This is a genomic window from Coraliomargarita sinensis (assembly GCF_003185655.1).
GTDB lineage: Bacteria > Verrucomicrobiota > Verrucomicrobiia > Opitutales > Coraliomargaritaceae > Coraliomargarita_B > Coraliomargarita_B sinensis.
In genome coordinates, this window is record NZ_QHJQ01000010.1 from 57,233 (window position 1) to 80,515 (window position 23,283).

At 53.5% G+C, this 23,283-nt stretch carries 18 protein-coding genes and 1 tRNA gene; 9 read left to right on the top strand and 10 right to left on the bottom strand.

Annotated elements, in window-relative coordinates; translation table 11 throughout:
- Positions 1 to 45 precede the first annotated feature (45 nt).
- On the bottom strand, positions 46 to 867 hold the full coding sequence (locus DDZ13_RS12750; protein ID WP_110131844.1) for an ExeA family protein: 822 nt from the start codon (positions 865 to 867) through the stop codon (positions 46 to 48).
- Between the two features lie 57 nt (positions 868 to 924).
- Between DDZ13_RS12750 and DDZ13_RS12755 the strand changes: the two genes are divergently transcribed.
- The 6 genes from DDZ13_RS12755 (at position 925) to DDZ13_RS12780 (ending at position 6,492) form a co-directional block, all read left to right on the top strand.
- Positions 925 to 1,230 carry an FtsB family cell division protein gene (locus DDZ13_RS12755; RefSeq protein ID WP_110131845.1) on the top strand — a complete coding sequence of 102 codons (306 nt, stop codon included), beginning with the start codon at positions 925 to 927 and terminating at the stop codon, positions 1,228 to 1,230.
- A 121-nt stretch (positions 1,231 to 1,351) separates the two neighbouring features.
- Positions 1,352 to 2,770 (top strand): UTP--glucose-1-phosphate uridylyltransferase, encoded by a 1,419-nt coding sequence (locus tag DDZ13_RS12760; protein WP_110131846.1) that lies wholly within the window; start codon positions 1,352 to 1,354, stop codon positions 2,768 to 2,770.
- A gap of 2 nt (positions 2,771 to 2,772) precedes the next feature.
- Positions 2,773 to 3,123 (top strand): nucleotidyltransferase family protein, encoded by a 351-nt coding sequence (locus DDZ13_RS12765; RefSeq protein ID WP_199221121.1) that lies wholly within the window; start codon positions 2,773 to 2,775, stop codon positions 3,121 to 3,123.
- Positions 3,111 to 3,497: an HI0074 family nucleotidyltransferase substrate-binding subunit gene (locus tag DDZ13_RS12770; protein ID WP_110131848.1), complete on the top strand. Its 387-nt coding sequence runs from the start codon at positions 3,111 to 3,113 to the stop codon at positions 3,495 to 3,497. Before DDZ13_RS12765 ends, DDZ13_RS12770 begins: the two co-directional genes overlap by 13 nt.
- Positions 3,498 to 3,505: 8 nt before the next feature.
- On the top strand, positions 3,506 to 5,470 hold the full coding sequence (locus tag DDZ13_RS12775) for a phospho-sugar mutase (RefSeq protein ID WP_110131849.1): 1,965 nt from the start codon (positions 3,506 to 3,508) through the stop codon (positions 5,468 to 5,470).
- 26 nt (positions 5,471 to 5,496) lie between these two features.
- Positions 5,497 to 6,492 (top strand): SHD1 domain-containing protein, encoded by a 996-nt coding sequence (locus DDZ13_RS12780; RefSeq protein ID WP_110131850.1) that lies wholly within the window; start codon positions 5,497 to 5,499, stop codon positions 6,490 to 6,492.
- A 153-nt stretch (positions 6,493 to 6,645) separates the two neighbouring features.
- On the opposite strand, the gene DDZ13_RS12785 is transcribed toward DDZ13_RS12780, so the two are convergent.
- The 4 genes from DDZ13_RS12785 to DDZ13_RS12800 all read right to left on the bottom strand — a co-directional run bounded on the left by DDZ13_RS12785 (position 6,646) and on the right by DDZ13_RS12800 (position 11,805).
- Positions 6,646 to 7,176, bottom strand: a complete 531-nt coding sequence (locus DDZ13_RS12785; RefSeq protein ID WP_110131851.1) for a fasciclin domain-containing protein — start codon at positions 7,174 to 7,176, stop codon at positions 6,646 to 6,648.
- 183 nt (positions 7,177 to 7,359) lie between these two features.
- Positions 7,360 to 8,076 carry a MotA/TolQ/ExbB proton channel family protein gene (locus DDZ13_RS12790; RefSeq protein WP_110131852.1) on the bottom strand — a complete coding sequence of 239 codons (717 nt, stop codon included), beginning with the start codon at positions 8,074 to 8,076 and terminating at the stop codon, positions 7,360 to 7,362.
- Positions 8,063 to 8,959: a hypothetical protein gene (locus DDZ13_RS12795; protein ID WP_146209365.1), complete on the bottom strand. Its 897-nt coding sequence runs from the start codon at positions 8,957 to 8,959 to the stop codon at positions 8,063 to 8,065. The genes DDZ13_RS12790 and DDZ13_RS12795 overlap by 14 nt, the downstream gene beginning before the upstream one ends.
- Positions 8,956 to 11,805: a tetratricopeptide repeat protein gene (locus DDZ13_RS12800; RefSeq protein WP_110131854.1), complete on the bottom strand. Its 2,850-nt coding sequence runs from the start codon at positions 11,803 to 11,805 to the stop codon at positions 8,956 to 8,958. Before DDZ13_RS12800 ends, DDZ13_RS12795 begins: the two co-directional genes overlap by 4 nt.
- A 111-nt stretch (positions 11,806 to 11,916) precedes the next feature.
- On the opposite strand from DDZ13_RS12800, the gene DDZ13_RS12805 reads away from it, so the two are divergent.
- A tRNA-Pro gene (locus DDZ13_RS12805) sits at positions 11,917 to 11,994 on the top strand.
- 196 nt (positions 11,995 to 12,190) lie between these two features.
- Here the strand turns inward: DDZ13_RS12805 and DDZ13_RS12810 are convergent.
- Both DDZ13_RS12810 and DDZ13_RS12815 read right to left on the bottom strand, forming a co-directional pair.
- Positions 12,191 to 12,601 carry a response regulator gene (locus DDZ13_RS12810; RefSeq protein ID WP_110131855.1) on the bottom strand — a complete coding sequence of 137 codons (411 nt, stop codon included), beginning with the start codon at positions 12,599 to 12,601 and terminating at the stop codon, positions 12,191 to 12,193.
- Entirely contained in the window at positions 12,594 to 14,480 is a 1,887-nt protein-coding gene (locus DDZ13_RS12815) for a PAS domain-containing protein (RefSeq protein WP_110131856.1), read from the bottom strand. Before DDZ13_RS12815 ends, DDZ13_RS12810 begins: the two co-directional genes overlap by 8 nt.
- Positions 14,481 to 14,756: 276 nt before the next feature.
- Between DDZ13_RS12815 and DDZ13_RS12820 the strand changes: the two genes are divergently transcribed.
- Positions 14,757 to 16,121 carry a glutamate--tRNA ligase gene (locus DDZ13_RS12820; protein ID WP_110131857.1) on the top strand — a complete coding sequence of 455 codons (1,365 nt, stop codon included), beginning with the start codon at positions 14,757 to 14,759 and terminating at the stop codon, positions 16,119 to 16,121.
- A gap of 204 nt (positions 16,122 to 16,325) precedes the next feature.
- Here DDZ13_RS12820 and DDZ13_RS15530 read toward each other — a convergent pair whose 3' ends face one another.
- Both DDZ13_RS15530 and DDZ13_RS12825 read right to left on the bottom strand, forming a co-directional pair.
- The gene (locus tag DDZ13_RS15530) at positions 16,326 to 16,481 is read right to left on the bottom strand and encodes a hypothetical protein (RefSeq protein WP_158279916.1); all 156 of its coding nucleotides are present in this window, start codon (positions 16,479 to 16,481) and stop codon (positions 16,326 to 16,328) included.
- A complete protein-coding gene (locus DDZ13_RS12825; RefSeq protein ID WP_110131905.1) occupies positions 16,478 to 18,202 on the bottom strand; it encodes an SLC5/6 family protein in 1,725 nt (574 codons plus the stop codon). Before DDZ13_RS12825 ends, DDZ13_RS15530 begins: the two co-directional genes overlap by 4 nt.
- Positions 18,203 to 18,298: 96 nt before the next feature.
- On the opposite strand from DDZ13_RS12825, the gene DDZ13_RS12830 reads away from it, so the two are divergent.
- Positions 18,299 to 19,414, top strand: a complete 1,116-nt coding sequence (locus tag DDZ13_RS12830; RefSeq protein ID WP_110131858.1) for an LptF/LptG family permease — start codon at positions 18,299 to 18,301, stop codon at positions 19,412 to 19,414.
- On the opposite strand, the gene DDZ13_RS12835 is transcribed toward DDZ13_RS12830, so the two are convergent.
- Positions 19,411 to 23,280: an ATP-binding protein gene (locus DDZ13_RS12835; RefSeq protein WP_110131859.1), complete on the bottom strand. Its 3,870-nt coding sequence runs from the start codon at positions 23,278 to 23,280 to the stop codon at positions 19,411 to 19,413. The two genes, DDZ13_RS12830 and DDZ13_RS12835, sit on opposite strands and share 4 nt — an antisense overlap.
- Positions 23,281 to 23,283: the final 3 nt, after the last annotated feature.

Here is a 23,283-nt window from a genome sequence, read left to right on the forward strand (position 1 = left end):
GACTAAAAGCTAATGCCTAATGACTGTAGGCTAACGAGCCGTTCGCTATTTCCTGTGTAAACGATTGATGTCTTTCAGGGCCTTGCGCACGTCCCACCAGTTTACCTCGTTGCCGTTGCGGATGAAAGTGGAGAGGAGGGACTTGTCGCAGATATTGTTGATCATTCGCGGGATGCCCAGACTGCCGTCGGCGATCTTTTTCACGGCACGCTGCGTGAACTGGATACGGCCGTTGCTGCCGGCCAGCGTGAGCCGGTGGTTGATATAGAGCTGCACTTCCTGGGCGTTGAGTGGCTTGAGGTCGTAGTGCACCAGCACGCGTTGCCGTAGCTGCCGCAGGCGTTCCTCCTTGAGCTTGATGTTCAGCTCCGGCTGGCCCATGAGAATGATTTGCAGCAGCTTTTGGTCGTAGGTTTCCAGATTGGAGAGCATCCGCAGCATTTCCATAACCTCGAAGGAGAGGTTTTGTGCCTCATCGATGATCACTACGATCTCCCGCCCGGCGTGGATGCGCTCGAGCAGGGCGTCGTTCATTTTGTCGAGCAGGTCGTTTTTCGAGCGCGCTTTCACCTCTTCGCCCAGTTCTTTCATGATGCCGCGCAGCAGCTGGGTTTCGGAAACCCGGGGATTGAGGAGAAGGGCGGTGTCGACTTCCTCGCGCGATTCGAGCTCTTCCAGCAGTTTTCGGCACAGGGTAGTCTTTCCGCAGCCGACTTCTCCGGTCAGGACGATGAAGCCCTTTTTGTCTTCGATACCATAGCGCAGGTGCTGTAGCGCCTCCTCGTGGGTGGGGCTGAGGAAAAGAAAACGCGGGTTGGGCGTTACGTGGAAGGGCATTTCCGTGAATCCAAAGTAATCCTGATACATGGCTGGACTTAAATTACCCTTTTCAATGGATATAAAATCAACTTCTCTAAGCAAGGTATGCCGAGAAACTCCGCACAGCGTAAAGAGCGCGTTCTGTTAATCATGCTATTGGGCATGCTGGGCGTGTTGGTCGTCTTTTTCGGGGGGCTGTTGCTGAAAACTCACCGGGAGTTTGAGAACTTTAAGGCCCGACAAGTTAGAATTGAGTCGAAACTCATACAAGCTCGAAAAGAGTTCGAGCAGAAGGAGGCTTACCTTTCGCGTTTGCTGGAAGATCCTGAATTTCTGGAGCGAGTGGTTCGCGAACGGCTCGGCTACTCGCGCCCGGATGAGTTGCTCTTTCGCTTCTCCGAGGACCCCTGATCGCGCATTTTCCCGGCCGAGCCTGATTTTAACGATGAATTTACCCGGCTGATGGTTCGAAGTTTGCCTTTTGCCTCCCGAGTTTTTAACAGAACCGCTGACGATCAACCCAGGTAATCTTATGCATTCGCTCATCACTCAATTTGAACAAGCCGGCCAGGGGCAGGTGTTTCGTTTCTTTGACGAACTCGACGATTCGGGAAAGGAAAAGTTGCTGGCCCAGGCCGGCACGATCGATTTGGAGGAGGTCGGCACTCTGGTCCAGGAACATGTGCTGGGGGATTCGCATGCCTCCGTGAATTTGGACGGTCTCGAGCCAGCTCCCTATATCGCGCTGCCGAATAATGAGGCCAGTGCCACTGAATGGCACCGCGCTTTCGAAGCCGGTGCCGAGGCCATTCGATGGGGACGGGTCGCCGCCTTTACCGTGGCGGGCGGCCAAGGGACACGCCTGGGCTACGATGGGCCCAAGGGCACCTATCCCGTGACGCCTCTGACCCGTAAGTCCCTGTTCCAGGTTTTTGCGGAAAAGATCATGCGTTCGGGTGAGCGCTTCGGGGTCACGATCCCCTGGTTCATCCTGACCAGTGAGATAAACAATGTGGCCACGGTGGCGGCATTTGAGGAGAACGACTACTTCGGACTGCCCAAGGACAGCGTCCATTTTATCGTTCAGGGCCTTGTGCCGGCAGTGGATCTGCAGGGTAAAATTCTACTCTCGGAAAAAGGAAGAATAGCCATGACTCCGGACGGTCACGGTGGATCCTTGAGAGCTTTGGCCCGTAGCGGGGCTGTGGATACCATGAAATCCCATGGTGTCGATATTATCAGCTATTTTCAGGTGGATAATCCCATCGTGCAATGCGTTGATCCTGCCTTCGTGGGCTTCCACGTCCTGGGCCAGTCGGAGCTCTCCAGTAAGATGGTGCCCAAGGCTTATGCGCTCGAGAAGGTCGGGCACTTTTGCACCCAGGACGGTGTCACCAAGGTCATCGAATACAGCGATATGCCGGAATCGATGCAGGAAGAGTCCGATGCGGATGGCGGTATTCGCTTTAAGGCAGGCAGTGTGGCCATACACATTTTCGACCGCGATTTTATTGCGCGCGCAGGCGGGGACTCTTCGGAGACCAAGTTGCCGTTTCACCGGGCCAATAAGAAAATCCCTTACGTCGATGCGGACGGTTCTGTCGCGAGCCCGGATGAACCGAATGGCGTGAAGTTTGAGATGTTTGTCTTTGACGCGCTGCCGCTGGCCAAGAACCCGGTGATTATCGAAGCGGCCCGGGGCGATGATTTCAGCCCGGTGAAGAATGCTGAAGGGATCGATTCCCCGCAATCCTGCAAGGAGGATCAGCTTCGCATGTTCACCCGCTGGCTGAATGCAGCCGGTGTTGAGATAAAAACGGACGACTCCGGCCTGCCGCCGTTCACCTTTGAGATCAGTCATCGGTTTGCCGCGGATGAGAAGGATTTTGTCGAGCGGTGGAACGGGCTTTCGTCCAAACCGGAAATCAAGGAGGGTACGATTATTGACTAGTCTTGCCAATTGCAGATTCTGATTCCAGCATCTACTTGATGTCGATCTTGGACACAGTTGATGCTGCCGCGCTTACGGAAGAGGCGATTCGGGCCATAGCCGACCGAACTCTGCCCCATGACAAGCTCGTGCTTTTCGGATCGCGTGCGCGTGGTGATGCCCGGGCCCGCAGCGATTTCGACTTGGCGGTTTTTCCGCAAACGGGTTTTGCCGATGAAGACCTGATTCGGTTTACTGATGCGCTGGAGCGGTCTTCTAAGATTATTTATCCACTGGATACCGTCGATACCCGCACCGTTTCTCCTGCAACGCTTGAAAAAATTGATAACGAGGGCCGTGTATGGAAAAATTAATTCAGGCACGGCAGGCGGTTGCCGCTCTGGAAGACATCTTGGAGGAACCATTCAGTGTGATTGTGCGGGATGCTACCATTCAGCGAGTCGAATTCAGTTCGGAAGCCGTTTGGAAAGCGGCTCGCGAGTGGCTATACACGCAAGAATCGATCGAAGCGAATCATCCGCGCGGCAGTTTTCGTGAGTTGTTCCGAATTGGTCAAATGGATGAAGCGCTCTCAATGAAATTGCTCGATTGGATCGATGACCGCAATCGCACGAGCCACGCCTACGTCGAAGCACTTGCTCAGGCAGTTTTCGAAAAAATTCCACAGCACCTGCAAACGCTGAAGTCCGTTTTGCGGGTGATTCAACAGAGCGATTCTATAAAATAAATCCAGAGATGTCTATAATCGAGAAAGCGCAATCCGCAGCGGACGAGGGCAAGCTCCTCGACAGTGCCGTCGAAAATCTAAAAGTCTGGGCTTCGGCCGAGTTTCTGCCGGAATGGGTCGGCGCCAGTATCAGCGAGCTCGTGGAGCAGGAGGCTTGGGACGAACTCAACGACCGTTTCTACAAGAACATGGCTTTTGGGACCGGTGGTATCCGGGGGCGGACGATCGGGCGTGTGTCCTCGTCGGTGGAAATCGGGAACGAAGGTCCGCAAGGTACGCCCGAACACGCGGCGGTGGGGACCAACGTGCTGAACGACTTTAACATCATTAAAGCTACCATCGGTCTTTTCCGTTACTGCGAGAAATATCTTCGCGAGAGCGGCCGCCATGACCTGCCGCGTTTCATAATCGCTCATGACGTGCGACACTTTTCCCGCCACTTCTGTGAGCTTGCGGCCTCAACCTGGTGCAAGCTCGGTGGACAAGCCCTGATTTTCGACGGGCCACGATCGACCCCCCAGCTCAGCTTTTGTGTGCGCCAGTTTGAGGCGACTTGCGGTGCCGTGATTACGGCCAGCCACAATCCGCCGCATGACAACGGATTTAAAGCTTACTTCGAAGACGGTGCCCAGGTAGTGTCCCCGCACGCGGAGGGCATCGTCGACCTGGTCAATCAGGTGAAACTGGAGGAGCTGCCCGAGTTCCTCGAAGTGAATCTTGATCCGGTCGTTACGCTGCAACAGGAAGCGGACAAACCCTACCTGTCACTTCTTGATGAAATGGTCATCGACCGGGAAGTGATGCAGAAAGAAGCACCTAAGATTGTGTTTTCCCCTATCCACGGTACCGGGGCGATCAGTTCAGTGCCCGTTTTGGAAAAGCTTGGTGTCGAGGTGATCGAAGTGCCGGAACAAAGCGTCCTGGATCCCCGCTTTCCCACCGTGAAGTCGCCCAATCCGGAAAATGCCGAAGCTCTGGAGATGGCTATTGCCAAGGCAAACGAAACCGGTGCCGACGTGGTCGTTGCCACCGACCCGGATGCCGACCGCATGGGGGTTGCCGTCCGCAATCCTGAAGGGGAGATGGTCTTGCTGACCGGGAACCAGATCGGCACCGTGCTGGCCGAATATCGCATTTCCACTTTGAAAGATGCGGAGATCCTTCCCGAGGACGGCACGGAGAGTGCCGCACTGATTAAGACCTTCGTCACCAGTCCGATGCAGGAGTCCGTCGCGGATTGGCACGGGTTGAAGACGATCAATACCCTGACCGGCTTTAAGTGGATCGGCGAAAAACTCGCTGCTTACGAAGCAGAGATGAAAGCAAAGCTCCTGGAGAAGGAGGGCCTGGCTGTGGACTACGATGCCTGCGATGTTTGGACACGTGCCGATCTGCTTCTCGATTATTCCACCTACTTCGTCTTCGGAGGGGAGGAAAGTTACGGCTATCTCGCGACGGATAAACTGCGTGATAAAGATGCCAACGCAGCCGTTGTGATGTTCTGTGAACTGGCGGCTTATCTGAAAGCCAACGAGATGACATTTCCGGAGTATCTCGACGCCCTTTATTTGCAGCACGGCTATTACGAGGAAAAAACCATCAATATCTACTACGAAGGTGCGGCTGGCGCGCAGAAAATTAAGAACATCCTCGATTCATACCGCAGCAACCCGCCAAAGGCTTTTGGCGATGTCGAGGTTTCCGGATTCACGGACTTCGGTAAGGACGAGATTATAGATGCAGACGGCAAAAAGATACCGCCACAGGACTTCTACTTTCTCGAACTGGGCAACGGCTACAGCTTTGCCGTGAGAGGCTCCGGCACTGAGCCCAAGATTAAGTTCTACGTTTTCGGTCGTTCGGAAGTCAGTGAGCCCGAAGAGTTGCCATCAGTGAAAGAAGCTGCCGGAAAAGTGATGCAAGAAATGCTCGAAGCCATCGAAGCCGATGCCCGGAAGCGGGCGGAGGCATAAGACATTACCGATATTATGTAGCTCCGATGGTCAAAAGCCCCGTAATCCTTCTGGTGATTTTCTTTGCTGGTTCATGTTTTGGTGAAGTTCGGATATGGACGGATAAATCCGGTCGTGAGATTCGGGCAGAGTATGTGTCTGCGACAAAATACAAGGTGAAGTTCCGTCGGGTTTTAGACGACCGTGTCTTTAATGTTCCGATTACCTCGTTGTCCAGGGCGGATCAGGACTACGTAACGGGGAAATTAAAACGAGGTGAGACCGACCCTTATATTGTAAATAGCAACTCCCGGTTGGAGGAATTAAGCAAGTCCCAGGGCCCTCGTCCTGTTTCTATTGGTGTGGGCGCGGTTCCGGATCGCACAAAGATTCCATCATTAGGTAAAGAGGAAATCGGAGAAAGATATCCATTCATCTATTCAACGTTTTTGAATATTCTTATATGGTGGGGTGAAACGATTGCCCCGGAGATCATGCCCCATCAACGCAGGGATTCCTCAATCGAGCGAATTGCGGAGGATGTGGAACGCTATTTTGATCATAAATCCTGGTTTTATGGTTCTCTGGATCGGTATGCTGGAAAATATTCGAAGAGAAATTTGAAAGGATATGTTATCGTGAGCCACGGGAGGACCCATGCTCCGAGTCTTGAGGAACTCTCCAAGCTGACCGAAGGCTGGTATGGCGTGATTGCATGTTATCAACAGTACAAGCCGAACGCATCCGGAAGATTAAGACCTGTGAGAAGCCACTACTTTACATTTGTTGGTGTTCAGGGGCGTTCGCTGCTACAGAACTACATGGGAGTGCAGTATTCTTTTCTGATGAAAGATAAATTATTAGCCGGTAGTCGTCTTGATGAAAACAAACGTCTGCGCCTGGCCAACTACAAGAAGGAGGGTTACCTTGAGGTGACGAATCCGGCACTTGTTCCGGGTAATCTCTTCGGAGAGGATGATGTGGTTGTGCTTGAGTCTGTCCTGGCTCTCGAATTATTGAAAATTCCTGAGAGGGAAGACTAAGACAAGTGGTTCGATACGACTAATATCTCCTACAGAAGGTGTGTTCTGGTAAATTGATGGTAGCGATGGCTCGGCAGTGCCGTCGATTGTCGGGCCGGGGTAAAAAAAAGGTGCTTCCCGAAGGAAGCACCTGAAAGAGTGGTTGGAGTCTTATTAGGACTCGGGGAGAATGACTTTGTCGATCACGTGGATGATGCCGTTACTGGCCTTCACATCAGTTTTTACGACGTTTGCACCTTCGACCATAACCTTGCCGTCCTTGACGGTAATTGTAGCGGTCTGGCCGTTGACGGTAGGTGCTTCACCAGCTTTGACGTCCTTGGCTTTTACCTTGGCCGGGACCACGTGGTAGGTAAGGATGGCGACCAACTGATCTTTATTCTCGGGTTTCAGGAGGCTCGCAACCGTTCCCTCCGGTAATGCGGCGAACGCTTCGTCCGTCGGGGCGAACACTGTAAACGGACCTTCGCCACTGAGTGTCTCGACAAGACCTGCCGCTTTGACCGCAGCAACAAGTGTTTCGAAACTACCTGCAGCCACAGCTGTCTCAACGATGTTGGCTTTTTTCTTGTGAGATGATTTGTCGCTGTGTCCGCCTGCGCCGCAGCTGCCACAGTGTGCATACAATCCCGCTGCCGGGATTGCCAAACTCGCAACGATAAGTGTGATAATTGTCTTATTCATTTCTATTCCCTTATTTGGTTTTCTGTTTATTTGCGATGTTGCGTGTTAGGAATAACTAGTCGCCAGCATCGTTATATACTTACAGAAAACCTTTCTGTATCTTCGGGGGCCTGGAGCCATTGCCGATGAATGATTGAATCGAGGGCAGGCTCTCGTCGCATGCCGGTGGCCTTTCGCCGCCGCTTAATCGCCGCTGCTGGTGTCCATGATTTCCGTACCGGCTTGAGCGGTCGCGATCATGGCACTGTTCAAGCGGTTGCGCAGAACGAAGTAGGCTATCATCGCCGGGATGCCGATGGTCAGTCCGGTGGCCGTGGTAATCAAGGCTTCCCCGATGTCACCGGCCAGCAGTTCCGGTCGTCCCATCCCGCCGCGCCCGATGGTCTGGAAGGCGCTGATCATGCCGCTGACTGTGCCAAGTAGTCCGATCATCGGTGCGACCGAAGCCACAACATTCAGGTAGGTCACCCATTGGCTGACGGAGTTTTCTTCCGCTTCCAGATTTTCCACAAAAAGCGCTTCGGCCTTCTCCCTGTCCTGGTCCAGTTTCGGAATGGTGGGGGCAAGGGCCCGACCAAGTAGGGTATTGTTCGAGCTGAGGGCGGCGGTACATTCTTTAACCGAGCCATCGGAAAGGTGCTTGCTCGCAGAGTCGGTTTGTTCTTTTGTGTAGAACTTGCCTCTTTGGGTTTCTTTCCATGCGTAAAAAATCAGGAAGAACATTACGAGTGAGCAGATTCCGAGCGGATACATCGCCCATCCGCCCTGTTGAATCAATCCCCACAAGCTGAGATTGGCTTCCGTTGTTACCTTGGCCGATTCGGCACTCTGCGCCGAAAGACTGCAGATGGAAAGTATTAGAGCACAGGTAATGCGAAGGGAGTGTTTATTTAGCTTCATTTTCAGCAAGGTGTTCTTCGATTTTATTCAGGTAGGGTTTCAGGGTTGAATCTCCCTGTGGCCAAAGGAACCCACGCCCTTGCATCTCTGCAAAGAGAGTTGCTGCGTAATCACGTTCACGCAGTTCCATTGCTGCGCAGATGGCGACCGCATAGCAGTGAGCCAGTTTGTCTTTAGGGAGTAGCGAGGAAAAAACGATCGGTTGCAGTGCGATTTCAAGCGCCCTTTCGTATTCGGCGTGACGCAGGTGCTGGCATCCCAGAACATAGTGGCCAAGGGCACTCTTACCGTAGGGAGTTCTGTTATGGACGAAATTTTCAGCCAGGGGAATCGCTTCTTCGTATAGCTCCAGCTTCTGGTAGCTTTCTAAAATTGCATTATCCAGAGCGCGCAGTGCCGCCGGGTTCTTGAGCTGCGGGCGTAGTCGTGCGCTGGCGCCAATGGCTCGCGCCGGATCGGGTGAATCAAGGATCAGCTGAATGTAGAGAACAAAGAAATTGGACTCACTTGTGGGCATGACATGCAGCAGCGTCTTGCGTTGCTGATAAAGCAGGTCCATCAACTCCAGAGCTTTTTCCGGCTTGCCGCTCTCCATCCATTCGATCGCGAGGCTCTTATAGCTCTCACCGGGAATTTCGATTCGCCCGACTTCGTCATGGTTGAATGTGAAGATAATTTCGCCGGCTCCTTCAGCAGCTGCAATTTGTATTTGTTCTTCGGTGACAGTGACCGGGTGGCCTGCGATGGCTTGGCCGTTCTTCAGGTGACACGTGATTGGGGAGTTTAGTTCTTGTTCAATCGTATCACGCTCAGGCGGAGCGATCCCTCTACCAAAACATACCATTGGTATGATCAGAAAGAAAACGGTCGCGGTGTGTTTCACTGTCTGGCCTCCTTTTCTGTATGAGGTTCATTTTGTTCGGCCAAGGCACTCCGTTCCCGCGCCTTCCGCTCCCACTGTGGTTGTCTGGCTTCGGCTAATTCGTATTGTTCAAAGTCTTTTAGTCGTTCGTCGCGCAACATTTCCAGCACGGTATTGTGCGCAGCGATCGGATCGTCGATCCTTTCGAACAGCAGGGCACTCTCCCAGTAGGCCTCGGCAAGTAGCTCAGGGTAAGCGCGGTAGAGTGTATAGATGCGCTGCCAGTAGGGGATCGCACGCTTGGGGTCGCCCCGGTCGGTTTCAATGCGTGCCAATCCCGCCAAAGCTCTGGCATGAGGTCGTCCCCGCATTGCCTTGAGTTGCAGGATTTCGTTTAAACCTTCGGTCGCCGCATCGTAGAGCCCTTGCCGCCGGAGCACATCCGCTGCCAATATCCGGCTATCGGCTGCCAGTGGATGTGTGGGTGTTTCTTCGAGGAAGCGCACGAGCCAGCGGCGGCTTTCATCAAGACGGTCCGCCTGGCTCGCGAGCAATGCTTTGCCGTAAAAGGCGGCAGCGCGTTCAGTCCGTTTAGGGAATTCATTTAAGATACGCTCAAAATAAGCGTCGGCTGCAGAATAACCGCCCTCGGCAAGAACGACTCCAACGGAGGCGAGTGTGACGGCGTCCTGTTGGTCAATCGGGACGATTCGGTGGATGGAAAGCAGGGTGGCATCAGCCCGGGATTCTTTGTTCAGGCGTTGCTGACGAAGAGATTTGAATTGGGTGAGCCGGGCAAACCATGTCAGCTGGCGCTCGGCCAGACTTTCCTCCATCGTTTCCTGCAGCCAAATATTGAAGTCGTCGGCCGCATTTTGTCTGCGGTAAAGCTCGGAATAGGCCGAGAGGATGGACTCGACTGCCCTGGCTTTTGGGTCATTACCAAAACGCTTCAATGCCTCTTCGAAGAGTGTAAAACTTTGCTCGGCCCGGCCTTCCTGTTGAAAGGACCAGCCTATCCAGTAGAGCGCTTCGCTGACCCTTGGCCGTTCATTGGCATCTTCCCGCTCCACGTAGGCAAGCAGGTGTTCCCGGAGCAGGTCGTAACGTTCCAGGGCACGATAGATCTTGGCTGCTTGAAAAACGGCATAGTCGTAGAGTTGCGGTGAATCAGTAGGCACTTGGCGAAAAGCGTGTGCCGCCGTCGCGAGTTCCCCCATGCCCATGTAGATATCTCCTTTCAGTGCCAGCGCTTCGGCGTAGCGATAGTGGCCGGGGAAATCTTCAATGAGGGCTTCCGCCGTCCTCAAAGCATCGGAATGATTACGCATCGCGTATTGCACATTGGCGATCCGGTAGCGAATTTCCGGATACAGGGCATGGTTGCGGTTGTCTTTTGCCAGTTCATCCAGGCTTTTCAGCGCAACCTCGTAATCACGTTCAAAAAAGTACGTCAGCCCCGCCCACATTTTCAGTTGGGTACGAAGTTTACTCCGGGGAAATTGCTCGGCCCCGGTCTCAAAGTTCGCGCGGGCTTCATTCTGATTTTCAAGCACGCTGTAGTTGTAGCCGCGGGTGAAATACCAGCGCGGCACCTGTTGGTCATCGGGATAGTTGCGGATCAGGTCGTCGAGCACTCCGACGGCTTCGGGGTAGCGCCCTTCACCCTGATAGGAACGTGCGACAAGAAACAGTGCGCTGCTAGCCAAGGCATGCGTGGGGTGGGCCTCGATGAACATTTCAGCCGTTTGACGTGCGGCGTCCCAGTCTTCGGCCTCGCTTAAGGCAAGTATCCAGCGGTAATGGGCTTCCGCCCGTAGGTCCTTGTCGTAGCGTTCGGATTGGGCGATGATTTTAAAGAGGATTGCCGCTTCCCGGTAGCGCTCGCCCAGCAAGTAGGCCTGGCCTCTGCGTAAATAAAGTCCGGGGGTGTAGTCCGGCATGGATTCCAGCTTGGCCAGTTGCGATTCCAGCCGGGTGATGAGTTGGGACGAATAGCTTTTCCAGATACTCGACGCAAAATCAGCTTTTTGGCGAAAAGATTGTTTCGTGGCGCTCAATCGTTCGCGCTGCTTTTCGATGAGCACATCTTTCGGGAGCGCGAGTCGGTAGGCCCGCATGGCTTCGTCGTGCAGGTGGTCTTGCAGGAGAAGGTCGGCCGCTTCTACGGCCGCAAAGCTCAGCACCGCGATGTCCGGCATGCTTTCCACGCTCCAGTCGCTCTGAAAGAGTATCCGGTTGACCCGTTTACTGTCGCCGCGGTCGCTGGCGAGTTGCAAAGCACGCAGGCGACCCTGCATACGGAGGCTCTCTGGAGCTTCGGAATGGTAAAAATCATCCAGCAACTGATTGGCGGTCTCGATTTCTCCAACCTCTGCCAACAAATCGGCTTCCTGCAGGCGAGCCAAATGTGCTTCGTTGCTCCCGTCGTAAGTCAGCCGAAATTCCCGAAAGGCGCGGGCTGCCTGAGCCGGGGCATTTGTCTGGGAGAGTGCGATTGCCTTGTTATACAGGGCAAAGGCTCGCACGCCGGGACTGACCTCATGCCCGGATAAAAGTGTTTGGAAATGAACCAGGGCATCGGTCGGCCTCTCCGCCATCATTGCCGCGTAAGCACGGACAGGTAAGATAGTTTTCTGAAAATTTCGGTCGAGGAATTCAGGTTCCTGTCCGAAATCCAGTTCAATACTCTCAAAGGTCCAGTAGCATTTGTGGTATTGGCCAGTGGTGAAGGCACTTACCGCTTGATCGACCTGCTGTTGCAAGGTTGCACCATGTGAGATGGCTGTCGCGAGGCAGATCAGGCAGCAGACATGCAGGGAAGCATTAGCCGCAACCGTATTTAATCTGTTCGGGAAAACCCTCATGATTGAAGGGTTAGGCTGCCGGTCCGTCTTTTAAATCGCGAACTTAAATTCGATAAAAATCCGCGTTGACAGGCGCTGTTATTATGATGCACTTCGCGCTTCTTTTGGTGACGGGGCGTAGCGCAGCCTGGCTAGCGCATCTGCTTTGGGAGCAGAGGGTCGGGGGTTCGAATCCCTCCGCCCCGACCAAAATTAAACCTCTGCTTAAGCGGAGGTTTTTTTTGTGTCTGGAGGGGCGGTGGGATTCGAAATGAGCCCTGAAAGGGCGATGCGGCGAAGCCGCACCTCCGGGTTCGACGAAGCGAATGAAATAAGCGAAGATGGCAACGCAATCCCTCCGCCCCGACCGCCGGAAGGAAGGCGTCCGCGATGTCGTATGCCCCGATTACTTAACTTTGCAGAGGACTTCTTCGATCGCTCCGCTGAGGCATTCCGTGGTGACGGGCTTGGCGAGAAAATGTTCGCCCCCGCTTTCGTAGAAACCGGAGTGTGACTCCTTATTCGAGACCATCGCGGAGACGAAAATGATCGGGATGTCTTTGGTGGCTGTGCGGGCACGCAGGTTGTTGGCGACATCGCCTCCATCCACCTCCGGCATAACGACATCGAGTAGAATGATGTGGGGCTCAAATTCCCGGGTCACGTCGATTGCCTTGCGGCTTTCGTTCAAGGCGCGCACAGAATAGAGCCCCGTACCTTCCAGGTTGAGCTTTACCATTTTGGTGAAGCGCTCTTCATCGTCGATGACGAGGACGCGAGTTTTATCTCCCGCTTTGGAGTGGCCGGAATTATGCATGGGGGTCTGGGCTAACGGGGAAGTGTAGGGTGGCGCAGGCGCCGGGGACGTCTCTTCGATTATCTAAAGTAATGATTCCCCGGTGCATTTCAACAATACTTCGTGTGACAGAGAGTCCCAGTCCTGTGCCTTCTCCGGTGGACTTGGTGGAGAAGAAGGGGTCAAACAGCTTATCCGCGGATTGATTCGTGATGCCTTGCCCGGTATCGGCAACCTCAATGGTGACGAAGTGTTCGCCGACTTTGAAGAGCTCTGTCATCTGGCTGGACACATTTGAGCCGGTGTTCGTCATTTGCTGCAAGTAGCTGCGCACGCTCAGTGTGCCACCTTTTTTCATGGCTCCAATGGCATTGAGGAAGAGGTTGATAAAGACTTGTTCCATTTTCTGCCCGTCGACGGCGATCATCGGTAGGTCGCCGGCCAAATCGGTCATGACTTCGATATGGGCTTCATTGAAATTATGACGCATCAATGCCAGCACCTCCCGAATGATGGTGTTTATATTTTGGGGGCCGGTGGTGACCTCATGGGGCGAGGAGTAATCGAGTAGTTGATAGATGACGGTATTCGCTTTTTCCACCGCCTGTTTCATGTCTTTGATAATGTCGATCAGTTCCTGAGGCTCCGTTACTTTTGTTTCGAGGTATTCGGCCCCCAGACTGACGACGTTCAGGGGGTTTTTGACCTCATGAGCGACGCCGGCAGCGAGCCTGCCCACAGTCTTTAACTTTTCCGCCTCGATCAGTTGCAGTTGCGTATCGTTCAGCACCTCGATGGTATTGCGCAACTGCTCTTCGTTGTGCTTCTGGGCGCTAATATCCCGTGAAATACCGACAATGCCGACGCATTTTCCTGTCTCGTCGATTAGAGGCACTTTACTGGTCAGATACCAAATGATGCTACCATCCGGGTTTTCCCGGGATTCTTCCGAATTGATGAGGCCGATACCGCTACGGATAATTTCCATATCCTCATTAAAGTATTTTTCAGCCCGCTCCTTTGGGAAATGATCATAGAGTGTTGTGCCGATAACATCTTCCTCATCGCTCGCGCCCAAAAATTTCAGGTGGAGACGGTTGCTCACAATGTATTTCCCCTCCCTGTCTTTGACGAAGATGCGGTCCGGTATGTTATTGAGTATGGTGCTGAGTAAGCGGTGCTCTTCTGTCAGTGTATCCTGAGCGCGTTTCAGGTCGGAGATATTCCGGGAAATCCCCATCGTTCCGATAATCCGTCCGTATTTGTCGCGTAAGGGGACCTTGGTTGTGTTCACCCACTTGGTCGTGCCATCGACAAAAGTTTCCTTTTCGATCTTACCGATGATAGGCTCACCTGTTTCCATGATGCGTTGTTCGTCCTGGTAGGCTGGGAGGGCGTGTTCCTCTGTAAACAGGTCGAAGTCATTCTTGCCGATCATGCTGTCCACGTTCTGGCCGTAGCTGGCGGCCATGGCCTTGTTGACTTTTGTGAACCGGCTCTCACGGTCCTTGAAGTAAATCACATCGGGGATGTTCTCCATAAGGGAATGGAGTAGATCCTGCTCGTGAAGTAGCTCATGTTCTTTCAGGCGCCTTCTGATCGCATGGCTAATACGTACGCAGAGCTCTCCGTGCGGCAGGGTGTCGGCCAGGATGTAGTCATCGATCAAATGCATGACCGACTTATAGGCTTTGAGCTGATCGTGATTGGAGCAGAGGCAGATCAGCGCGACCTGGCTTTGCAACTCGCCGATCCACTTGATCGATTTAATGGCCTCGTCATACCCAGACCGGATATCCAGTAGAATGGCATGGCAAACCTTATCCAGATCGAGGGTCTTTAGCTCGTCGAGCGATTGAATGAGTTTCAACTCGTGCTGGCCATGATCCTCCGTGTCCAAGTGCCGGCTAAGGAATACTTCTTCAGCGGGGTCGGCACTTAGTAGTAAGAGTTTCCGGGGATGATCCGGTAGTTTCTCAGATTGGAGTGATGACAACTGGCTTACATGCTATGCGCAGGACGTCCTGAAAACAAGATCCGATTCCCGGCATCGTTTGTTCCGGATCGTGCTCTTTTCTGGCTTTTATAGTGCTCTGCCGTTGACTCGGCCGAGCCGAAAGCTTGATTTCAGAGCCCTCTCACATTTGCGGTCCTATCCGCGCTAGCCTGTTATATTATGTCTGAAGTTCGAGTTCGTTTTGCTCCCAGCCCGACAGGGTTCTTTCATATCGGCAGTGCCCGTACGGCACTGTTCAACTGGCTCTATGCCCGACACACCGGAGGTAAATTTATTCTGCGTGTCGAGGATACCGATAAAGCCCGTAATACGGAAGAAGCTTTGCGTGTCCTGGTCGAAGGGATGCGCTGGCTTGGGCTGGATTGGGATGAAGGTCCGGAAGTCGGGGGTGATTGCGGCCCCTATTTTCAGAGCGAGCGCCAGCCGATCTACGATGAGTATCTCAAGAAGTTGGAGGCCGCCGGGCGAACCTACGAGAAGGATGGGGCGATTTGGTTCAAACTCGAAGGTGAGCGTTATACCGCCTACGATGATTTTAAGAAGGCTGAAGTCGAGAAGGTGAAGACAGCGCCGGTGGTGATCGACGATGCCGTCCGCGGGCGCGTTGAGCGTGCTGAAGAAATGGATTTTGTTATCGTGCGTAAAGACGGCAGTCCCGTCTTTCACTTTGTGAACGTGGTGGACGACATCGCGATGGGCATCACGCACGTGATTCGGGGGGAGGACCACCTCTCGAATACGAGCAAGCACGTAGAACTCTTTAAAGCCTTTGGCGTCGAGCCGCCGAAATTCGCGCACATTCCCCTGATTCTCAAAGAATCCGGACCGGGTAAAATGAGTAAGCGGGACAAGGGTGCGCTGATCGAAGAGTACGAACAGCGCGGCTTTTTACCGGCGGCGGTGCGCAACTACATCTGCTTGCTGGGTTGGAGCCCGAAGGATGACCGCGAGAAAATGGATATCGGCGAAATTATCGAGCGTTTCGACTTTGCGGGGATCAACCGCGGCAACGCCCGCTTCGACGAGCAGAAGCTGTCCGCCCTGAACGCCGAGTATTTACGTGAGCTCGAAATCGGAAGTTTCACCTTTCTGGTGCGTCCCATTCTGGCTCAGGCCGGTGTTATCACGGAGGATGAGGACGAGGACTACCTGCAGGAGGTCCTGAAGCTCGCGCAGCCGAAAGCCCGATCCCTCGAGGCGCTTCCGGAGTATGTCAGCTACTTCTTCAAGGATGCGTACCCCGAGGATGAAAAAACCGCGGCCAAGATTGCCAAGAAGACCGATCCCAAAGTGTTGATTGCCGAAATTCTACCCGTCTTGGAGAATGCCCAAAGCTTTGATGCAGATAGTTTGAAATCTGCACTCGAGACCCATGCCGAGCAGCAGGGTGTCAAGGTATTCGCCTACTTCCCTGCCTTGCGTTTTGCCGTGAGCGGGCAGGGCGGCGGCCCGGATCTTTTGCCCATGCTTGAGGTGATGGGGCGCGATCGTGTGCTGGGGCGGCTGCGTGCGTTTAGCCGGTAGAGGCTGCGCTTGCGCATGCCAGAATCTTCTGCGGGATGACCGGGTATCCCGATCTGGTAAAGAAATGGCACTGCTGCGCCTCAGCCGTCGCAAGCGATGACACCACGTTTCGGTTGTGCTTGCGAAAAGCGATGATGCTTGCATTTCACCCTGCGCCCGGGCGTTTGCTATCGCGCTGCCGCTACGGTAAAAACGTTAATCCCATTAATCCCGTTGATCCGTGTCCGGTGTTTCCTGCTCGAAGCCATGGATGTGTTCGGTTTCCTTGGGGATGGTGAGTACCTTGTAGATGCACCAGATAAGTAGCCCCGTCACAGTGCCGACGGAGATCAACATGATAAGCCAGCCCGGTAAGGTCATGAACGATCCTCCTTTTTCAACTCTTTGTATTCTTTATTTTGACCGACAATGAAGACAAACAGTGCCGCCACAATGCCAATCAGGCTGACGCTCAGCCATGCCACGGTGTTGGGCTCAATAAACAAGTCACGCACATAACCGCTGTAGCTGGTCTCCCCGGTTCGCAAATCGATACCGAAAACATTCGCCGCCACCCAGAGCGAAAAGATGATGAGCAGGAAGAGGGGACTGACATACTTCATGATAAACTTGAAGGCTGCGGGAATGCGGACGGCGGCCCCCTGGTGCGCGAGTTCGAAACCTTTGTCGATCCCCAGAACCCAGCCGAATATCACAATTTGAATACTGGAGAGCACAAAGATGAGGAAGGTGCCGACCCAGAAGTCCATAGTGTCGAGGGCCTTCACGCTCTCGCTGAAATAAACGACGAAGCCACATCCAAGAGCGGTCACCAGACCGAGAAGGGCGACCGATTGCTTGCGGTTGATCTTTAAAGCTTCCTCCAGGAACGCGATGCCCGGCTGCAGCATGGAGAGCGAACTGGTCACCGCGGCGAGAAAGAGGAGGAAAAAGAAGAGAAAACCGAATAATTCCCCGAATGCCATATTGGCAAAAACCATCGGCAGGACGTTGAAGCCCAGCCCGAAGGTTCCCATGCCGGCGACTCCGGCTACCCCGAGAAAGGTCACGGCCGCGGGCAGGGTGATCAGCCCGCCCAGGGCCACCTCGCAAAACTCGTTCGCACTGGTCGCCGACAGCCCGCTGAGGACGACGTCGTCCTTCTTCGACATGTAGCTGGAGTAGGTGATAATGACCCCGAAACCCACCGACAGTGAAAAGAAAATCTGCCCGGCAGCGGCCAGCCAGAGCTGTGGGTTGAGCAGTTGTTCGACCATTCCGATGCGACGCACTCGGATGTTTTCATCCGTCTCGGCGGTCGATTTTTCCATCGCCAACTTTTCGGCGTCCACCGTTTCGTGGTCGATGATCCAGTCACCTGCTTCGTCTTTCGTCTCCACCACATGTTTGACCGGATTCCACATGAAGCCCAGTCCGTTGCTGACGTTGCGTTCCGGCATAGCTGCGTCCGGAGTGCCAAGAGTGAGCACCCGGAAGAGGATAACGATCGCGATCAACACCAGCGTAGGCATCGCGTATTTGCAGAAGATTTCGATACCCTTGGAAATGCCCCGGTAGATCAGGACAAAGTTGAGGATAAAAACGAGCAGCAGGTAGATGCCGACTTGCTTCAATCCGATGCCAAGGGCACTTCCGTTCTCCTTGATGCCGATGAAGCCGCCCCAGAAATCACTCGACTCCTCCACGGTGCCGAAATCCATGTTCCCGCAGAGGAAGTTCACCGCATAACCGAGGCACCAGGCCTCGATGTAGACGTAGTACATGTAAATGATCACCGGGATGAGCACGCCGATCACCCCCAAATACTTAAAGGCCGGCTTGCGGGTGATGTAGTTGAAAATACCCGGTGAGGAGTTAAAGCCGGCTTGTCCGCCGAAGCGCCCCATTGTCCATTCCGCCCAGCAGATGGGCAGACCGATTAGCAAAAATGCCAGGAAATAGGCGATCATGAAGGCGCCGCCCCCGTATTCGGCGGCCTGACCGGGAAACCGGAGAAAGTTGCCCAGTCCGACAGCGCTGCCAGCGACGGCCAGAATCACGCCGACTCTCGAATTCCACGATTCTTTTTTCGATCCCGCCATATCAAGCATGTATCAAGATAAAGCCTTTCAGCACATGCCAGAAAAAAATCTGCGCAAACAGAGTGACTTTATGCCCTCTCCTGTCGTAGAACTTTCATGATGTCATTAATCGACCGCTACATTTTGAAGGAGTGGCTTGTGGGCTTTGCCCTCACGCTGGGGGTGATTATTGGTATCCTCATCCTCCAGAATATGTATGATTCGCTCCCCGACCTGCTGGAGGCCAAGGCCACTGCCGGGGAGATTCTCTTCTACTACTCCCTGGCATTGCCCACTTACCTGCCTGCGGTTCTTCCGGTGGCCTTTCTGGTTTCCCTTCTTTTTTCGCTCGGTAGCTTGCACCGGAATAATGAGATCGTGGCCATGCGTGCCTCGGGCAGCAGCCTTTTTCGAATCAGTCGTTCGCTCTGGGGGGCGGGGGTTATGCTTTCGGTCCTGCTTTTTTATCTTACTTCGCTGGTGGTGCCCAACGCGGTGGAGCAGGCCCGGACCTTCTACGAGAACCTGGAATTCGCCTCCGCTGAAACCACGGAGGAAGTGGAACGAAAGTCCATGCTCTACAATCTCGGCTTCGACAATCGCAAGGACGGGCGGCTGTGGTTTATGAACCGCTTCAACGAGCGCGCCTGGCTCGGGCTCGGAGTCAACGTGCACACACGGGATGAAGCGGGTAACGAGTTGAGTCGTATTGCCGCCCGTGAAGCCTATTACGATGACACCCGCGGAAACTGGGTCTTTCTCGACGGGCGGGAGCTGTTGTTCGATGCCCAGACCGGCGACCCGCTGCGATCGCTCCCGTTCGAGAAAAAAACTTTTGAAGACTTTGACGAGGACCCGAACCTGATGCTCGGTCTGCACAAGGAGCCAAAGGAGCTTTCACTCTTCGAACTCAAGCGCATCATCGACGCTGTCCCGGCGGAAGAAAATCCGGCCGTGCATGCTTACGAAGTACGCTACCTTTCACTGCTGGCAGCGCCCTTTAGTTGTCTGGTGGTTGTCGGGATTGCCGTGCCCTTTGCCGTTTCCGGAGTGCGGACCAGCCCTATGATCGGGGTGTCCAAATGTCTCGGGTTCTTCGCGATTTTCTACGTGTTGATCAGCGTGGCCTCGATTCTAGGCGAGCGTCAAATTATCCCGACTGCGCTTGCGGCCTGGCTACCGAATATCGTCATGCTCCTGCTGGCGGTGCGCCTCTTTCGAAAAGCCCGCTAATGGTTGGAGATAAGGTCCGACAATTCCCGAACCAGTTTTAGTGCGGATTCCGCCTGTGTACGGGAGGAGAGGGCAAGTGAAACCTGATTCATCTTATCGATGATATCATCGCGCCGCTGCAGGTTGGCTAACCCTCGAAGTTTGTGGAGCGTTGCTTCAGCCTTCGGGTAATCCTTTCCCTCGATACGCGTGCGTAGCCGTTCGATCTCTTTGCGCATAGATGCCTGGTAACGTGCCTGCAAAGTGAATTTTGAGTCTTGGTCGTTTCCGGCCAGATAACTTAGTAGATCGGATGCCTTTCTCTTCTTCTCGTGCAGTGGTTGTGTATGCACGATCTGCATAACCTGATCCGGATCCAAAGGTTTTTCCATGAAGTGCTTAAAGCCTGCTTCAAATGCTTCATGTTCCATCTCGGCAGTCACGTGGGCCGTAAGCGCAATAAAAAGTGGGGGGTGTCCGATGTTGGCCTGCAGGAACTTTCGCACGACTTGGTGTCCATCAATATTGGGCATGTTGATGTCGAGAATCGCGAGATCAAAGCGTTCTTTAAGAAGTGCCTCCAGGGCAAGTTGGCCGTCTTCTACTTCGCTGACCCGCGCGCCAAATTTTTCCAGAAGCTCTCGACAGATGTATCGGTTGAAATCCATGTCATCCGCGACCAGAACATGCTTTCCCAGGAGCGGCTTACCGTGATCGGACTTCTCCAGTCGCTTTTCGGCCCGGATCGGGCTGCCGAAATCAAAAGGCGCATCCAGAATGAAGCGGGCACCACTGCTGTGGCTACTATCCAAACAAATGGTACCGTTCATCCTTTCGGCCATTTGTTTGGCAATGGGCAGACCCAACCCAGTCCCCGCCACTTCACTTTCCCCCGGTCGGCTTAGCCGGGTGAAATCCTGGAATATGTAGTCCGCATGCTCCTCCGGGATGCCAGGTCCCGAATCTTCGACGGTAAACTTCGCCTGCAGGCTGTCGTTCCGTACTTCGTACTTCATTTCCAAATGGATGCCACCGGATGGTGTGTATTTGATGGCATTGGAAAGAAGGTTGATTAAAATCTGGCGTAGCATCACAGAGTCACCGATCCATAGCCGGTCTGTTTTTTGGATACTCAGCTTCACGGCCAAGCCTTTGCTTTCGGCCAGTACCCGATGCATGTCAACGACCTCATGGATCAGTTGCCCGGGATTGAATGGTAAGGGTCGGACCTCCAACCTGCCCGACTCGATGCTGGAAAAATCGAGCACTTGCCCGAGTAGTTGGTGCAAATGCGCGGCGCATGCGTGAAGATGGTTGATACGTGTCTTATCTCTGGCTGGTTCTTGCTTGAGCAATTGGGCAATACCGAGAATGCCGTTCAGGGGGTTGCGGATTTCGTGGCTCATGCTGGCGAGGAAATTTTGTTTCACGCTATTGGCTTCCCGCAGTTGTTGGTTACTCAGCTTCAATTCTCCGGTCCGCTGGTTAACGATGGCTTCCAGTTCAAGATTGCGCCTGCGCAGGTGTTGCGTCCAGAGGCGTGCGATAAGGAGGAAGAAAGCAAAGGTCAGTCCGGTATATCCGAGATAAGCGTAATGTGTCCGATACCAGGGCGGAAGTATCGTGAACGCGTAAGCGGTGCTCGGGCCCGGACGCCCGAGTTCGTCAATGGCCCGCACTTCAAATGTGTAGTCGCCTTCGTATAAATTATTGAATTCATGTGAAGTCGATTCCGTGAGTGGCGACCATTTATCGCGGAAGCCGAGCAAGCGAGTCTGGTAGCCCTTGGCGCTTAAGGCACTGGCAGGTGCGGCATAGCTGATTTTTAGGGATTTCTGTGGGAAGCGCCAGTGTGTTTCCGAGGGTAGGGAACCGAAGCCTCCGTAATAAAGACGATCATCAGTCGTTTCATGAATCGTGGTCAGATTGACGGGAAGCGAAGGAGGGATTAACAGCTCGGTGATGTCGTAGCGGAAAAGGTCCTTGGTGCCGGCGATCCAAAGGAACTCTTGTTCATTCCTTTTCTCATGCAAAAGAGCGCGAATCATTCCCAGGTCGTCGAGGCTTTTCAAATTGAGCGGCTGCCAGGTATAGCCGCTTTGATCCTTATGCCGCAAAATCCCCAAGTGGTGCTCCGAAGGCTTGTTGTTCTGATTGATATAAACGACGGCACCCTCTCGATCGGCACTGGGGCAATAAACAATGTCGCTCCAAGTGCGGCCGAAATATCCTTGGAGGGCTTCGATGCGATTGAAGTTTTTCTCTTTGGGGTCGAAAGCAAAAAAGCCCCGGTCGGTCGCGGCGACCGCTTCTTTGCCCAACTGAAGGATTTTTACAAATTGATAGCTTTTGTCCTGCCCGGAATTCAGTGTTAATACTTCTTTGGAGGGGGTGGCTGTTGATTGCCCCTTCGACGGCCAGTGAATCAATCCGATTTCAAAATCGTTGGTCGAATAGAGTGATGTCTGCGTATCCACTTCAGCCATCGCTACGAAAATATTTTTTGTGTTTTCAGTCCGGCTCAACCGGACCAATCCGTCTTCGTTCACTTCCCACCGGCTCGCTTCCGGTTCGTCCATGATGTAGAATACTTTAGGCGACCAAAAACTTTTATAAATGATCGAAGATACTCGATCGAGCGAAGCGTGGTCGTGTCGCTTCCCGTTCAAAACTGCTTGAAGCCCCTCGCCCTCGGCATAAACTAGGTATCGCCCACGAGAGATCGGATTGGAGAGCCAGCCTTTGGCTAGACTCGATTCGTTGCTTTGCCCAAGTGTGAAGAGCCTCGTGCTGTTCGAGAGATAGATCTGATCCCGATGTCGCTCCAGACTATCCGCTTTTTGCCCATGGCGTGTGTGCCTGCTGGGAGGAATACGATAAATGGTATCCATCGATGTGACCCAGATACTGTCGTCGCTCGATCTGAATAGACGGTTGGCCGATCGGATTTTATGTTCATTAATCCGTATGGCTTCTCCAGCCGCATCGACCATAAAGAGGCCTTCCGTGAACGCGATAAGTGTTTTATCCTCACTCAATGCAATATGACCGAGCGCTTGTCCCTCGGGGATAGGGTTGTCCAATTCCTTATTCAACGAACCGTTCAGGGCGGTCCAGATTCCGTTTTTAATCGTCGCCAGGCGGAGCTCGTTTTCATCGGCAGATAGTACGGTGATAATACCGCTGGAGATCGATTCATGTTCCGATAGGATCTTTTCTTTTCGATTGCCTCGAAAGCGGTAAAGCCCATCGCCCCGAACATGAAGGTAGAGTTGTCCGTCCAGCCAGGTCGGCAGAATTCGACGATCCACTTTGAAGTCGTGGCGCTGCCATGAAACTCCATTCCAAACGATGACTTGGAAGCTCGTTATAATATAATGGCATTGATTATCGGAGAAAATATCCCAGATGAGGCCGTGCTCGTCCCCGTCAAGAACACTGTTCAAGTCGTCGGTCAGGTCGTTGAAATGTAGTTCCCCGGTGGGACCTGCTTCGTAATATCCAAAATGATCGGTGCCTCCAATCCAGATCCGATTATTTGAATCGATGTATATGGCGACTGCCATCGGCACATAGCCGGTAGCGGGCAACATCTTCCATGCCTCGCCGTCGTATTGCAGGACACCGGCTTCATTACACACGTAAATGTTGCCACGCGAATCCTCGGCGACCTGATTGGAAAGCTGGGTTCCGGGATGTTCGTGGGGCTCGAATTCCGTAAAGGGGACTTCTCCACTCCCGTCGATAAGATGCCATGCGCGCAGTGAAGGCAGTATGCAGAGCCCGACAAAGCAGTAGAAGACGACGAGCTTATATTTGACTAGGAATTTCGAGATAGAGTATTTTTCTATCTGGGCAGCCGATACAGTCCTCGATATCGTTTTCATGAT